Annotated in this window: 14 protein-coding genes and 1 pseudogene; 6 read left to right on the top strand and 9 right to left on the bottom strand. The window is 72.7% G+C overall.

Going from position 1 to position 12,893, the window contains the following annotated elements:
- The 3 genes and pseudogenes from BU204_RS40490 to BU204_RS37110 form a co-directional block, all read left to right on the top strand.
- A pseudogene (locus BU204_RS40490) lies at positions 1 to 278 on the top strand (hypothetical protein); the annotation flags it as partial.
- A gap of 92 nt (positions 279 to 370) precedes the next feature.
- A complete protein-coding gene (locus BU204_RS37115) occupies positions 371 to 1,183 on the top strand; it encodes an ESX secretion-associated protein EspG (protein ID WP_198943117.1) in 813 nt (270 codons plus the stop codon).
- A complete protein-coding gene (locus BU204_RS37110) occupies positions 1,180 to 1,557 on the top strand; it encodes a sterol carrier family protein (protein WP_075130473.1) in 378 nt (125 codons plus the stop codon). The genes BU204_RS37115 and BU204_RS37110 overlap by 4 nt, the downstream gene beginning before the upstream one ends.
- On the opposite strand, the gene BU204_RS37105 is transcribed toward BU204_RS37110, so the two are convergent.
- The 3 genes from BU204_RS37105 to BU204_RS37095 are packed head-to-tail and all read right to left on the bottom strand — an operon-like array spanning position 1,554 to position 4,591.
- Positions 1,554 to 3,059 (bottom strand): tripartite tricarboxylate transporter permease, encoded by a 1,506-nt coding sequence (locus BU204_RS37105; RefSeq protein ID WP_075130471.1) that lies wholly within the window; start codon positions 3,057 to 3,059, stop codon positions 1,554 to 1,556. The genes BU204_RS37110 and BU204_RS37105 overlap by 4 nt on opposite strands.
- Positions 3,060 to 3,596 (bottom strand): tripartite tricarboxylate transporter TctB family protein, encoded by a 537-nt coding sequence (locus BU204_RS37100; protein WP_075130470.1) that lies wholly within the window; start codon positions 3,594 to 3,596, stop codon positions 3,060 to 3,062.
- Complete coding sequence (locus BU204_RS37095) at positions 3,596 to 4,591, bottom strand: Bug family tripartite tricarboxylate transporter substrate binding protein (protein WP_075130469.1); 996 nt, start codon at positions 4,589 to 4,591, stop codon at positions 3,596 to 3,598. Before BU204_RS37095 ends, BU204_RS37100 begins: the two co-directional genes overlap by 1 nt.
- 139 nt (positions 4,592 to 4,730) lie before the next feature.
- Here BU204_RS37095 and BU204_RS37090 point away from each other — a divergent pair, with 139 nt between their 5' ends.
- Both BU204_RS37090 and BU204_RS37085 read left to right on the top strand, forming a co-directional pair.
- Positions 4,731 to 6,299 (top strand): sensor histidine kinase, encoded by a 1,569-nt coding sequence (locus BU204_RS37090; RefSeq protein ID WP_075130468.1) that lies wholly within the window; start codon positions 4,731 to 4,733, stop codon positions 6,297 to 6,299.
- The gene (locus BU204_RS37085; protein ID WP_075130467.1) at positions 6,296 to 6,967 is read left to right on the top strand and encodes a response regulator; all 672 of its coding nucleotides are present in this window, start codon (positions 6,296 to 6,298) and stop codon (positions 6,965 to 6,967) included. The genes BU204_RS37090 and BU204_RS37085 overlap by 4 nt, the downstream gene beginning before the upstream one ends.
- A gap of 10 nt (positions 6,968 to 6,977) precedes the next feature.
- Here the strand turns inward: BU204_RS37085 and arfB are convergent, their stop codons facing one another.
- The 6 genes from arfB to BU204_RS37055 all read right to left on the bottom strand — a co-directional run bounded on the left by arfB (position 6,978) and on the right by BU204_RS37055 (position 12,230).
- A complete protein-coding gene (arfB, locus tag BU204_RS37080) occupies positions 6,978 to 7,412 on the bottom strand; it encodes an alternative ribosome rescue aminoacyl-tRNA hydrolase ArfB (RefSeq protein ID WP_075130466.1) in 435 nt (144 codons plus the stop codon).
- Positions 7,413 to 7,414: 2 nt separating this feature from the next.
- Positions 7,415 to 8,248: a hypothetical protein gene (locus BU204_RS37075; protein ID WP_075130465.1), complete on the bottom strand. Its 834-nt coding sequence runs from the start codon at positions 8,246 to 8,248 to the stop codon at positions 7,415 to 7,417.
- Positions 8,245 to 8,754, bottom strand: coding sequence for a SigE family RNA polymerase sigma factor (locus BU204_RS37070; RefSeq protein WP_075130464.1), 510 nt, complete (start codon positions 8,752 to 8,754; stop codon positions 8,245 to 8,247). The genes BU204_RS37075 and BU204_RS37070 overlap by 4 nt, the downstream gene beginning before the upstream one ends.
- Positions 8,755 to 8,814: 60 nt before the next feature.
- A complete protein-coding gene (purM, locus tag BU204_RS37065; protein WP_075130463.1) occupies positions 8,815 to 9,897 on the bottom strand; it encodes a phosphoribosylformylglycinamidine cyclo-ligase in 1,083 nt (360 codons plus the stop codon).
- Between the two features lie 11 nt (positions 9,898 to 9,908).
- Positions 9,909 to 11,420, bottom strand: coding sequence for an amidophosphoribosyltransferase (gene purF / locus BU204_RS37060; RefSeq protein WP_075130462.1), 1,512 nt, complete (start codon positions 11,418 to 11,420; stop codon positions 9,909 to 9,911).
- An 84-nt stretch (positions 11,421 to 11,504) separates the two neighbouring features.
- Positions 11,505 to 12,230 (bottom strand): maleylpyruvate isomerase N-terminal domain-containing protein, encoded by a 726-nt coding sequence (locus tag BU204_RS37055; protein ID WP_233161053.1) that lies wholly within the window; start codon positions 12,228 to 12,230, stop codon positions 11,505 to 11,507.
- 175 nt (positions 12,231 to 12,405) lie between these two features.
- Here BU204_RS37055 and BU204_RS37050 point away from each other — a divergent pair, with 175 nt between their 5' ends.
- Entirely contained in the window at positions 12,406 to 12,720 is a 315-nt protein-coding gene (locus tag BU204_RS37050) for a type VII secretion target (RefSeq protein WP_075130461.1), read from the top strand.
- The last annotated feature ends 173 nt before the right edge of the window (positions 12,721 to 12,893 follow it).

Here is a 12,893-nt window from a genome sequence, read left to right as displayed (position 1 = left end):
CACCCGACCCGGAAGGCTCGCGCTCGGCCGCGCAGCTCGGCCGCGGTGGGCTGGCCGGCGTGGCGACCGAGAACGGCGTCGTGCGCACCGGGCCTGGCGCGGGCACCGCGGCGAACGCGACCGGTGGTCGCGGCGGCGCCGGGGCGGTCGGCGCGGGTGGCCGGCGTGCCGAGGGCGAGGAGGACGAGGAGCACTTCGCCGCGGACTACCTGATGGAGGCCGACGACGTGTTCGGCGGCGACGATCTCAGGGTCGCCCCCACGGTGATCGGCGAGTAGGCCGCAACAGTAGGCCGAGGCGGAACGACAGACGGAGCGGGCGCACTTTCCCACGCGCCCGCTCCGTGTCCTTCCAGGTAAGGTTGTCGGTCGTGACCAGCACTTTTCCTATCGGTGAGCGGGAAACGGAACCTATCGCCATCTCCGCGCTCGAGTTCGACGTGCTGTGGGAGCACCTGGGGCTGGGGCAGATCCCGCTCGTGGTCAAGGTGCCGTCGCCGGGCAAGACGTTCGAGGAGCGCGCGCGGCTCGAGGAGGGCGCCTGGACGGCTCTCGAGCAGCGCGGGCTGGGCCGGCCGGTCGACACCCACCCGGAGATCGAGGACATCCTGCGTCTGCTGGCGAAGCCGGAGCGCGAGGTGGACGTGCGTGCCTTCGCCGGGCGCAACGTCCGCGCGCTGGCCGCGGCGGTCGGCGACTCGGCGGCGGTGGCCGAGCTGTCCGACGGGCAGGTCACCCTGCGCCGGGCGTCCGCGACCGGTCTCGCCGGCGCCGCACTGCTCGCGCTGACCAGCCAGCCGGCCGGCCCCGGTCGGTCGGTCACCCTGCCGACCGCCGAGTTCGAGGCGGCGGCCAACGCCGGCGGCGGCAGCCGCGAGGCCTTCAACGAGGCCCTGCTCGCCCGGGGCGTCCGCGCCGACGACGCCACCGCGCTCAGCGAGATGATCAAGGACGTGACCGGCATGGGCAACATCGGCGCCGCGGTCAGGGACAAGTTGGGCCGGCGCCGCCGAGCCGACCGCGTGGTGTCCTTCTTCGACACCGAGGACGGTCGGTACGTGCAGATCCGCCGGCCGGCCCAGGACGGTTCGCTGTGGACCACGATCTCGCCGGCGGACGCCCGCAAGCTCACCCACCACGTCGAGGAGCTGCTGCACGAGATCGTCGCCGAGGTGTCCTCCTGACCCCGAAGCCCGTCGACCCCCACCAGCTGCGTGCCGCCCTCGAGGCGGTCCACCCATGGCTGGCCGGCGCCGACGACCGCCCCGACCGCTCGGCACTGGCCGCCGCGGTCCGGCTGAGCCTGCGCACGCTCGCCCAGGACGCTCCCGGCCGCAGCGTCGAGGTCCGGGTACCGCCGTTCGCCGCCGTGCAGTGCGTGACCGGGCCGCGTCACACCCGGGGCACCCCGCCGAACGTCGTGGAGACCGACGCCCGCACCTGGCTCGAGCTCGCCTGCGGCATGGTGACCTGGTTTGAGGCGGTGGACCGCGGCCGGGTCACCGCCTCGGGCAACCGGGCCGACCTGGCCACCCACCTCCCGCTGCTGCGGCTCTAGGCGCCGGCCGGTTCCGCCGCCCTTCGGCGGGGCAGGAACCGCCGCAGCAGCGGCCAGAGCAGCACGACGGCCACGACCAGGTAGACAGTGACCGAGAACGCCGTGTTGACCAGGCCGGACAGCGAGCCGTCGCTGAGCTGGAGGGCGCGGCGCATCTGCTGCTCGGCGGCCGGACCGAGGATCACCCCGAGCACCGCGGGCAGCACCGGCAGGCCGTAACGGCGCATCGCGAAGCCGAGCAGTCCGATCACGAACAGCACGAGCAGGTCGACGACCTGCCCGCTGACGGCGTAGGCGCCGACGCTCGCGAAGAACAGGATGCCCGCGTAGAGGTAGGGCCGGGGGATCCGCAGCAGCTTCGACCAGACCGGCGCCATCGGCAGGTTCAGCACCAGCAACAGCACGGTGCCGACGAAAAGGCTCGCAATCAGACCCCACACCAGCGCCGACTCCCGCTCGAACAGCAGCGGCCCAGGCTGGATCCCGTACTGCTGGAACGCGGCCAGCATCACCGCGGCCGTGGCCGTCGTCGGCAGACCGAGGGTCAGCATGGTGACCAGCGTGCCGGAGGCCGACGCCGAGGCCGTCGACTCCGGTCCGGCCACGCCCTCGATCGCACCCGAGCCGAACTCGTCGCGGTGCCTGGACAGCCGCTTCTCGGTCGCATACGACAGGAACGTCGGGATCTCCGCACCGCCGGCGGGGATGGCGCCGAACGGGAAGCCGATCAACGGCCCGCGCAGCCAGGGCTTCCAGGTCCGGCGCAGGTCCTCGCTGCCGAGCCAGGGCCGGCCGACCGGGATCGGCTCGCCCGGCTGGTGCCGCAGCCGCGAGGCCACCCAGAGGGACTCGCCCACGGCGAACAGCCCGACGGCGACGATCACCACGTCGATCCCGTCCGCCAGCTGGAGCGAGCCGAACGTGAGCCGGGACTGCCCGGTCATCTCGTCCAGCCCCACCAGGCCGATCGTCAGCCCGATCAGCAGCGAGGCGAAACCGCGGACCCGGGAGCGGCCGAGCACCGAGGTCACCGCCACGAACGCGAGGATCATCACCGCGAAGTAGTCGGGAGCGCCGAGGTCGACGGCCAGTCCGGCGACCACCGGCGCCAGCAGCACCAGGGCGGTCGTGCCGATCATCGCTCCGACGAAGTGGCCGATCGCGGCCGCGGCAAGCGCTTGCGAGCCGCGCCCGCGCTTGGCCATCTGGTTGCCCTCGATCGCGGTGACCACCGATGAGGACTCCCCGGGCGTGTTGAGCAGGATCGAGGTCGTCGACCCGCCGAACATGCCGCCGTAGTAGATCCCGGCGAACATGATCATGGCCGCGATCGGCTCGAGCCCGTAGGTGACCGGCAGCAGCAGCGCCACCGCCATGGCCGGCCCGATCCCCGGCAGCACACCGATGAAGGTTCCCAACAGCACCCCGATCGCGGCGAGCAGCAGGTTGGTCGGGGTGAGCGCGGTACCGAAACCGTCGATCAGCTGGGTCAGCGAGTCCACTCAGAGCACCCCCATCAGCGGGCCGCCGGGAAGCGGCACCCCGAGCAGGCCGTCGAACAGCAGGTAGGTCGCGATCGAGAGCGCGGCCGCGATCAGCGGGTCCCGGACGTAGGCCCGGCTGCCCAACGCGTACGCCGCGCCCCAGAACAGGACCGCGGCCGAGATCGGGAAGCCGAGAACGCCGATCAGGACCGCGTTGGCCAGGAACGCCGCCGACAGCAGCAGCACCGTTCGCCAGTCGGTCGGTGCCGCGAGGTCCACGTCCTCACCGGTCTCCGACTCGCCGCGCCCGCCCCGCAGGACGTCCCGGGCCAGCAGCACGGCGATCACCAGGAGCAGCACGCCGACCACGATCGGCACGGCCTTCGGACCGACCGGGCCGCGTTGGGTGAAGTCGGTCGGGATGCGGATCGCGTCGATGAGCACCAGCACGCCCAGGACGAGCAGCAGTACGCAGATCCCGAGCTCGGAACGGTCCCGCCAGGACCGTCGGGGGCGGGCCTCGGCCGGGTCGGCCGTCTCCGTGTTCGTCGTCATCAGAGCCCCAGTTCGGTGAGTACGGCGGCGACCTGGTCGTTCTGGTCGGCCAGGAACTGGCCGAACTCGTCGCCGGTCTGGAACGCCCTGGTCCACCCGTTGCGCTCGAGGGCGTCGCGCCACTGCTCGGTGCCCTGCAGGGCGGTGAACAGCTCGACCAGCCGATCCTGGTCCTCGTCGGAGATCCCCGGAGGAGCGACGATGCCGCGCCAGTTGGTGAACTCGACGTCCACCCCGGACTCGGTCAGGGTCGGGCCGTCGATCCCGTCCACCCGCTCCGCGCTGGTCACCGCCAGCACGCGCAGCTCACCGGCCTCGATCTGGTCCCGGGACTCGCCAACGCCGGACACCCCGAAGGCGACCTTCCCGCCGAGGACGGACGCCAGCAGCTCGCCGCCGCCGTCGAACGGCACGTAGTTCACCGACTTCGGCGTGAGCCCGGCACCCTTGGCGAACAGCATCGCGGCCAGGTGGTCCGGGCCGCCCGGGGACGACCCGCCGCCGACCGGGACCGCGCCGGGGTTTCCCCGCCACGCCTCGACCAGGTCGGCCACCGTGCGGTAGGGGGAGTCCCTGGCCACGACGACGATGTCCGGCTCCTCGATCAGCTTCGCGATCGGCGTCGTGTCCTGCAGCGAGCTCGGCGAACTGTTGGTGTGCACGCTGCCGACGACCCCGAGTCCCATCGACATGACGAGCTTGTCGTTGCCCCGCTCGGAGACCAGCCGACCGAGGCCGACCGTGCCGCCGGCGCCGGGCAGGTTGAACACCTCGACGTTGCGGGCGAGCTCGCCCTCCTCCATCGCCTTGGCGGCGGTGCGGGCTGTCACGTCGTAACCCCCGCCCGGCGAGTTGGGCACCATCACGCGCAGGCCGCGGACCTGGCTGCCCGGTCCGTCGTCGGCCCCGGAGCCGATCAGCGGTGGGACCACCAGCACGGCGGCCAGCGCGGCGACCGTGCTGAGGATCGGGGCGATCACGGGTTTCGCTCGCATCGATCTGAGCCTCTCTGCTCGACCTCTGACCAGGCATGGTGCCCGCGAACGGGCCAGGTGTCCCCGTTGCGCCAGCAGTGGTCGTTGTGGTCGTTGTGTTCACGGCGGCCCGACGGGTCCGGTGGGCGACACTGGTGCGATGGCGGATCGTGGTTCGCTCTCGGCGCAGCTGCTGCGCTGGCAGCTGCTGATCGTGGTCACGCTGTTGGCGTCGGTCACGGTGTTCTCCGGTATCCAGGCGACCCAGAACTTCCGCGACACCGAGGGCAGGCGGATGCTCTCGGTGGCAGAGGACGTCGCGGCGACCCGGGCCGTGCGCGAGGCGCTGGCCGACCCGCTGCGCCACCACCAGCTCCCGACGTTCGCGGAGAGCGCGCGGAGCCTCTCCGGCGCGAGCTACGTGGTGGTCGCCGAACCGGACCGGACCGTGCTGACCTCGCCCGATCCCGACGAGGTCGGCGAACCACTGCCGACCGGGGACAGCACGATCACCGAGGGTCGGTCCTGGGTCGGGGTGGTGGACCTCCCGGCGGGGGACTCGCTGGTCGCGCACGTACCGGTGATGGACGACGCCGGCCGGGTGATCGGGATCGTGGCGGCCGGCCAGGCCACCCCGACGTTCCTCGAGGGCATCGTGCAGTCCCCGGTCGAGGGGTTGCTGATGCTGGCGATCGCGACGGTGCTCGGCGTGGTCGGCTCGGCGCTGGTCGCGCGGCGGGTCAAGCGGCAGACCTTCGGCCTGGAGCCGCGGGAGATCGCCGGCCTGGTCGAGCACCGCGAGGCGATGCTGCACGGCATCCGGGAGGGGGTCGTCGGCCTGGACGCCGCGCACCGGATCACGCTGGTGAACGACCAGGCGCGGCGGCTGCTGTCGCTGCCCGAGGACTGCGTCGGGCGGCCGGTAACCGATCTGGACCTCAACGAACGGCTGGTGGACGTGCTGACCGGGCGGGCCGGCGGTGCCGACCAGATCGTGCTCCGCCGCGGCCGGGTCCTGATCATGAACCGGATGCCGATCTCCTCCCGGCAGCACCGGATCGGCTCGGTCGTGACGCTGCGGGACCGGACCGAGCTCGTGACGCTGCGCCACGAGCTCGACGCGAACCGGAGCACGACCGACGCCCTGCGCGCGCAGGCGCACGAGTTCACCAACCGCCTGCACACGATCGCCGGCCTGATCGAGCTGGGTGAGTACGAGGAGGTGCGGCGCTTCGTCGACCACGTGAGCCGGAGCCGGGAGGCGTGGCAGCGCGAGGTCGGCACCCGGATCGCCGACGCCGCCGTGGCCGCCCTGCTCGTCGCGAAGTCCAGTGTGGCCGCCGAGCGGGGGGTGCGCCTGCGGCTGACCGAGTCCTCCGCGCTCGGCCAGGTCGACGAGGTGCTGTCGGCCGACCTGGTCACGGTGATCGGCAACCTGGTGGACAACGCGTTGGACGCGGCGGGTCGGGGACCGCAGGCCTGGATCGAGGTTGACATCACCGAGGTCGACGGCGAGGTTCGGGTGGTGGTCACCGACTCAGGGCCGGGCGTGGCGCCCGAGATCGCCGAGGAGGTGTTCCGCCACGGGTTCACCACCAAGGCCGCCGAGCAGGGCGAGCGCGGTCTCGGCCTGGCCCTGATCCGGCAGACCTGCCGTCGCCGCAAGGGTTCGGTGTCCGTCGACGGCGCGGTGTTCACCGCCCGGCTGCCGCTCGGGGTGCCGGCGTGATCCGGGTCCTGGTGGTCGACGACGACTTCATGGTCGCCAAGGTGCACAGCGGCTACGTCGCGCGGACCCCCGGCTTCGAGGTGGTCGGCGTGGCGCACACCGGCGCGGACGCCCTGCGCGCGGTCGAGGAGCTGCGCCCGGACCTGGTGCTGCTGGACATCTACCTGCCCGACATGGACGGGGTGTCGGTCCTGCGGGCATTGCGGACCACACCGGCGCCGGACACCGACGTGATCGTGATCAGCGCGGCGACCGAGGTGGACACCGTGCGCGCGGCCATGCGCGGTGGCGTGCTGCACTACCTGATCAAGCCGTTCTCCTACGCCGCGCTGTACGACCAGCTGCGCCACTTCGCGTCGCTGCATGCCCGCCTCGGCGCGCTCTCCCAGGCCGGTCAGTCCGATGTGGACCAGGTGTTCGGGGCGCGGCCCGGGGGCTCGGCCGCGCTGCCCAAGGGCCTGACCGCCCAGACGGCCAGGCTGGTCGCGGAGGTCCTCCGCTCCTGCGCCACCGACCTCTCGGCCGCGGAGTGCGCGGCGCGAACGGAGCTCTCCCGGGTCAGCGCGCGCCGCTACCTCGAGCACTTCGTGGCCACCGGTCAGGCGGACGTCCGCCTGCGCTACGGCGGCACCGGACGTCCGGAGCGCCGATACCACTGGCTCGGGTGACGTCGCCGGCTCAGTCCTCCGGGCGGACCCGCCGGTTGCGTTTGACCTCGCCGCGGCGGCGTTTCGCACCGAGCCGGCGTTCCTTCGCGCCCCGGCTCGGCTTGGTCGGGCGCCGGGTCGGTGGGGGCGGTTCGGCCGCGGCTCGCAGCATGGACGCCAGGCGTTGCCTGGCCTCGATCCGGTTCGCCAGCTGGGCGCGCTGGGTGCTGGCGGTGACCGTCAGCACCCCGTCGACCAGCCGGCCGGCCAGGCGGGCCAGCAGTCGTTCGCGCAGCCACGGGGGCACGCTGGGCGAGCGGCCGAGGTCGAAGGACAGCTCGACCCGGCTGTCGGCCGTGTTCACCCCCTGGCCGCCCGGGCCCGAGGACCGGGAGAACCGTTCCCGCAGCTCGGCTGCCGGGATCACCAGCTGCCGGTTCACCAGCAGGTCGTCGACGACGTCCATGGCTAGGGGAGCGTCAGGCCGGGCAACGTGACGACCTTGGCGAGCTTCAGCTGGTCGAACACCGCGGGGTGTGGCTGCGGCTGCCGGCCGGACGCGTTGGGGACGCCGACCATCCAGTGGGCCTCGACCAGGACACCTTCCGGTCGCAGCGCGACCACCTGCTGTTGGAACCCGGCGGCGCCCGGGTCGTACTTGGCGATGGCCAAGGGGATGCCGCCGAACTGCTGGACATCGCACCGGAAGTACGGGCGCTCGACCAGGTCACAGCTGAGCTGCGTCACGGTGGTCCGGCTGACGCTCACCGTCAGGATCCCGGCCGCCGCCCCCTCTGGTACGGCCCCCTGGAGGTGGTAACCCTCGCTGTTGGGGGTGAACCTCGCCGGCACGCTCTCGCCCTCCACCTCGGTCAGCCCCAACTCGGTCAGCAACCCGCTGCGCTCCAGCGTCTCGGTGAGCGCCGTCGCCTGCGGGTCGATCGTGGTTTCCGGCCGCACGCTACTCGGCGGGACCGGAGGCGTACCGGTCGACGTGGAGGGAGGGGAGTTGCCTGGTGCCGAGGGCGCGGTGATCTCGGTGGTGGGCCGGGTCGCCGGTGGGAGCGAGGGCTCGTCGCCGCCGCTCTGGGCGGTGAGCAGCACCGCACCGACCGCGGTCACGACGACCGCGACCGCGGCGGCGCCGGCCTCCAGGGCTCGGCGCCGACGCAGCCCGCGTCTGCCCTGCCGCACCACCTCGGACCGGTCCAGCTCCATCGGCGGCTCCCCGGCCAACGCGCTGCCCAGCCACCGCTTCACGTCCGCGGCGTCCCGCCCGACGTCCTGGTCGTCGCCGTTCACTTCTCACCCGCCTCCGCCGGCTCCTCGCTGGTCAACATCCGCCGCAGCGCCGCCAGCCCCTTCGCGGCCTGGCTCTTGACAGTGCCCTCGCTCTTGCCGAGGGCGGCTGCGGTCTCGGTGATCGACAGGTCCTCCCAGTACCGCAGCACCACCACCGCCCGCTGGCCCGCGGGCAGCCTGGCCAGCGCTCGGCGTACGTCGACCGCCTCCTCCACCCCGCCGTACCGCGTCGGGGTCTCGGGTAACTCGTCGACGACGGACTCACGCCGCCGGTAGGCCCGGCGGGCCTCGTCGATCGCCGAGCGCACCATGATCTTGCGGGAGAACGCGTCGACGCTGCCGTCCCGCCGGATCCGTGACCACGCCACGTAGATCTTCGTCAGCGTGGTTTGCACGAGGTCCTCCGCGCGATGCCAGTCCCCACCGCACAGGAGGTAGGCCGTTCGGCGCATGACGACGGCTCGGCTCTCGAGGTAGTCCCCGAACTCCGTGTCGCGGTCGTACACCAAACCCGTGTTCCTCTCGGTCTCCCCCGGTGGTACGGCGCGACCGCCTCGGGGGTTGCCTCAGAACCGCGGGTGGTCACCGACCAGCTCGGCGCGGGGAGCGGCGGGGTCCTCGGCGGGGGCCACCTCGCCCAGCACCCACGAGGGGACGTGCCGGGCGGTTAGCACCGCGAGCGTGCGGTCCACGTCCTCCGGTGACACGACGGCGACCATGCCGACGCCCATGTTGAACGTGCGCTCCATCTCCAGCCGCTCCACCCGCCCGCGCTGGGCGATCATGGAGAACACCGGCGCCGGGGTCCACGTGCCGCGCTCCAGCACGGCCCGCAGGCCTGGCGGGATCACCCTGGCGACGTTGGCCGCCATGCCGCCGCCGGTGATGTGCGCGAACGTGCGCACGTCCGCCTCCGCGACGACGGCCAGGCAGTCCTTGGCATAGATCCGGGTCGGTTCGAGAAGCTCCTCGCCGAGCGTGCGCCCGAACTCCTCGACGTGCCCCGCCAGCGGCATCCGGCAGATGTCCAGCAGGACGTGCCTGGCCAGCGAGAAACCGTTGGAGTGCAGCCCGGTCGAGCCCATGCCGATCAGCACGTCGCCGGGACGCACCCGCTCCGGTCCGAGCACGGCGTCGGCCTCGACCACGCCGACGCCGGTGGCCGAGAGGTCGTAGGCGCCGTCGGCCATCAGCCCGGGGTGCTCGGCCGTCTCCCCGCCGAGCAGCGCGCAGCCGGCCCGGACGCAGCCCTCCGAGATGCCTTTGACCAGGGCCGCGATCCGCTCGGGGACGACGGTCCCGACCGCGATGTAGTCCTGCAGGAACAGCGGTTCCGCGCCGCACACGACCAGGTCGTCGACCACCATCGCGACCAGGTCCAACCCGACGGTGTCGTGCACGTCGAGGGCCTGGGCGATCACGATCTTGGTACCGACGCCGTCGGTCGAGGAGGCGAGGATCGGCTCCTTCCAGCGGTCCAGGCGGAGCTTGAACAGGCCGGCGAACCCGCCGACACCCGCCATCACCTCGGGCCGTCCGGCCTTCTCGGCGTACGGCTTCAGCTGCTCAACGGCCTGGTCACCGGCCTCGATGTTCACCCCCGCGGCGGCGTAGGTCGCATGGGGGGTGTTGGCGCTGGTGTCGGTCATCGTTCCCTAGCTCAGGGTCGCTGGAGTGCGTCCTCCGCACCATATCCGGCTGGCACGACCGGGGCGGCGGAGCCCGAGACACCCTTCTCCAGCCCTTCGAGCAGGTGCTTGCCGATTTTGGCGGCCTCGGGCAGCTCGATGGGGTAGCTGCCGTCGAAGCAGGCCATGCACAGCCGGCTGCGCGGCTGCTCGCTCGCCGCGACCAGCCCGTCGAGGGAGACGTAGCCCAGGCTGTCCGCGCCGATGGAGCGGCGGATGCCGTCCAGGTCGAGACCGTTGGCCACGAGCTCGGCCCGCGAGGCGAAGTCGATGCCGTAGAAGCACGGCCAGCGAACCGGCGGCGAGGCGATCCGCACGTGCACCTCGAGCGCGCCGGCCTCACGCAACATCCGCACGAGCGCGCGCTGGGTGTTGCCGCGCACGATCGAGTCGTCCACCACGACGAGGCGCTTGCCCCGGATGACGTCGCGCAGCGGGTTGAGCTTGAGCCTGATACCGAGCTGCCGGATCGTCTGCGAGGGCTGGATGAACGTGCGCCCGACGTAGGCGTTCTTCACCAGCCCGGAGCCGTAGGGGATCTCCGAGCCCTGCGCGTAGCCGATGGCCGCCGGGGTTCCGGACTCCGGCACCGGGATGACCAGGTCGGCCTCGGCCGGCGACTCCTTGGCCAGGCGGCGTCCGATCTCCACCCTGGCGGCGTGCACCGAGCGGCCGGCGATCGTGGTGTCCGGGCGGGCCAGGTAGACGTACTCGAAGACGCAGCCCTTGGGCTCGGGGTTGGCGAACCGCGCCGAGCGCAGACCGTTCTCGTCGATGGCGAGCAGCTCGCCCGGCTCGACCTCGCGCACGAACGAGGCGCCGACGATGTCCAGTGCCGCGGTCTCGCTGGCGACCACCCACCCACGCTCCAGCCGCCCGATCACCAGCGGGCGCACGCCGTGCGGGTCGCGGGCGGCGTAGAGGGTGGTCTCGTCCGCGAACACCAGGCAGAACGCGCCCCGCACGTCGGGCAGCAGCTCCAGGGCCGCCTGCTCGATGCCGCGGTCGGCCGCCGCGGCGGCCAGCAGGCCGCAGAGCAGGTCCGAGTCGCTGGTGGCGCCGTTCTGGGTGCGGATCCCGGCTGCGGTAGCCCGTTCGAGCAGCTCCGCGGTGTTCACCAGGTTGCCGTTGTGCCCGAGGGACAGGCCGCTGCCGATCGCCGTGTTGCGGAACGTCGGCTGCGCGTTCTCCCAGGTGGTGGAGCCGGTCGTGGAGTAGCGGCAGTGTCCGACGGCGACATGGCCGCGCAGCGAGCAGAGCACCTGCTCGTCGAACACCTGGCTGACCAGACCGAGGTCCTTGAACACCACGATCCGCTCGCCGTCGGACACCGAGATGCCGGCGGCCTCCTGCCCGCGGTGCTGCAGGGCGTACAGCCCGTAGTAGGTGAGCTTGGCGACATCCTCGCCAGGAGCCCACACACCGAACACGCCGCACTCCTCGCGGGGCTCGGATTCCGGCACATCGTGTTGGTCGGTGACCACCGAGTCAACTCCCCGCGGACGGCGTCAGGTCCCTCCAGTGTAGGTCGATCTCGGCTCGAGCACCGCGACGTACCGACGTGGCGATCAGCTCATTCTGAGCGCCCGGAGCACCTCGACCTCGCCCGTCCCGGTGAGTCGCATTCGGTTCCGCAGCTGGTAGACCAGGTTGTCGGCCCGCCCGGTGAGCTGGGCGTCCGCCACCTCGCCCGGCTCCGCCGGGCGAACCGACGGGACCTCACCGGGTGTCATCCGGACGAACCACCGGTGTGGACCGTCGAGGGCGGACACGACGGCGGTGCCGGACCGACCCGGCTCCCCGGCCGCGACCCGGGCGGCGAGCAGCGTGCCGAGGAGCTCGTCGACGGCGTCCGCGGCCTGGTCCCGGTCGGTCGGTGTGAGCTCACGCAGCGCCGCCTGGGCGTCCCAGCGGCGCAGGTTCAGCTCGTGCGCGGCACGACGGTGCCACACCCAGGCCAGGTCGGGTGCTGCCGGGGAGAAGGTCCAGACCGGACGGTTGCCCGGCGTGGTGGCCAGTGCGTCGGTGGCAGCCGCGAGCTCCTCGTCGAGGAGGGCGAGCGAATCGGTCACCGGCGTGGGTGCCGGCGGGCGGAGCTGGATGCTGCTCCTGGTGGTGAGGTACCGGCCGACCTGGGCGAGGAAGCGCGCGACGTGCACGGTGAGCTCGGCGAAGGTCCACCCGGGGCAGGACGGGACCGGCGCCCCGGGGTCCGCGCGCTGCACGGCGGCGCGGAACAGCGCCGACTGCTCGGCGAACACCTGAAGCCACCGCGACGGGGTCCACACCGGCACGCCCACCCTCCTCCGTGTCCGTGCGCGCTCGCACATGGTCGATGTGAACCGCACCATACGGCGGCGGTCGGACGGTAGCGTCGCCCCAACCGGGAACCTCCGACCGGACCTTTGCGTCCGAGGCTTTTTCACCAACCACTTTCGCCGGCCACTTCACCACTCACGGGAGGCAGCGGTGCCCGACGGTTACCAGGTGGACCCGGGGACGCTGCGCAGCGCGTCTCGTCCGGTCTACGAGTGCGCCGACGCGCTCGGCGACGCCGCGGCGCTGCTGTCCGCGGCCCAGCTCGTGCCCTCGGCGCTCGGCGAGGTGCCCGCGGCGGCGGAGCTCGCCTCGGCCTTCGACCGGTTCGCCGCCGCGCACGGCGAGGACCTCGGGCACGGGTCGGCCTGGGTGAACGACGCCGCCGAGGGGTTGGTCACCAGCGCGGAGGACTACGAGCGCCGCGACCACGACGCGGCGGCCGACGTGACGGCGGCCGGGTCATGACCGATCCCGAGATCAGCTACGCCGCCCTGGCCAGCGGTGACGTCGGCCGGATCACGGCGGCCGCCGAACCGGTGGGCGCCGCCGCGGCCGCCGTCGACCGGGCGCGCGGGGCCGTCGACCGAGGAGGGGCGACCGCGGCGCAGGGCTGGCGGGCCGAGGCCGCCAGCCGGTTC

The sequence above is a fragment of the Actinophytocola xanthii genome (genome assembly GCF_001921205.1).
In the GTDB taxonomy this organism is placed as follows: domain Bacteria; phylum Actinomycetota; class Actinomycetes; order Mycobacteriales; family Pseudonocardiaceae; genus Actinophytocola; species Actinophytocola xanthii.
Note: the sequence above shows the minus strand (reverse complement) of the source record. Positions and strands in the feature narration are given on the sequence as shown.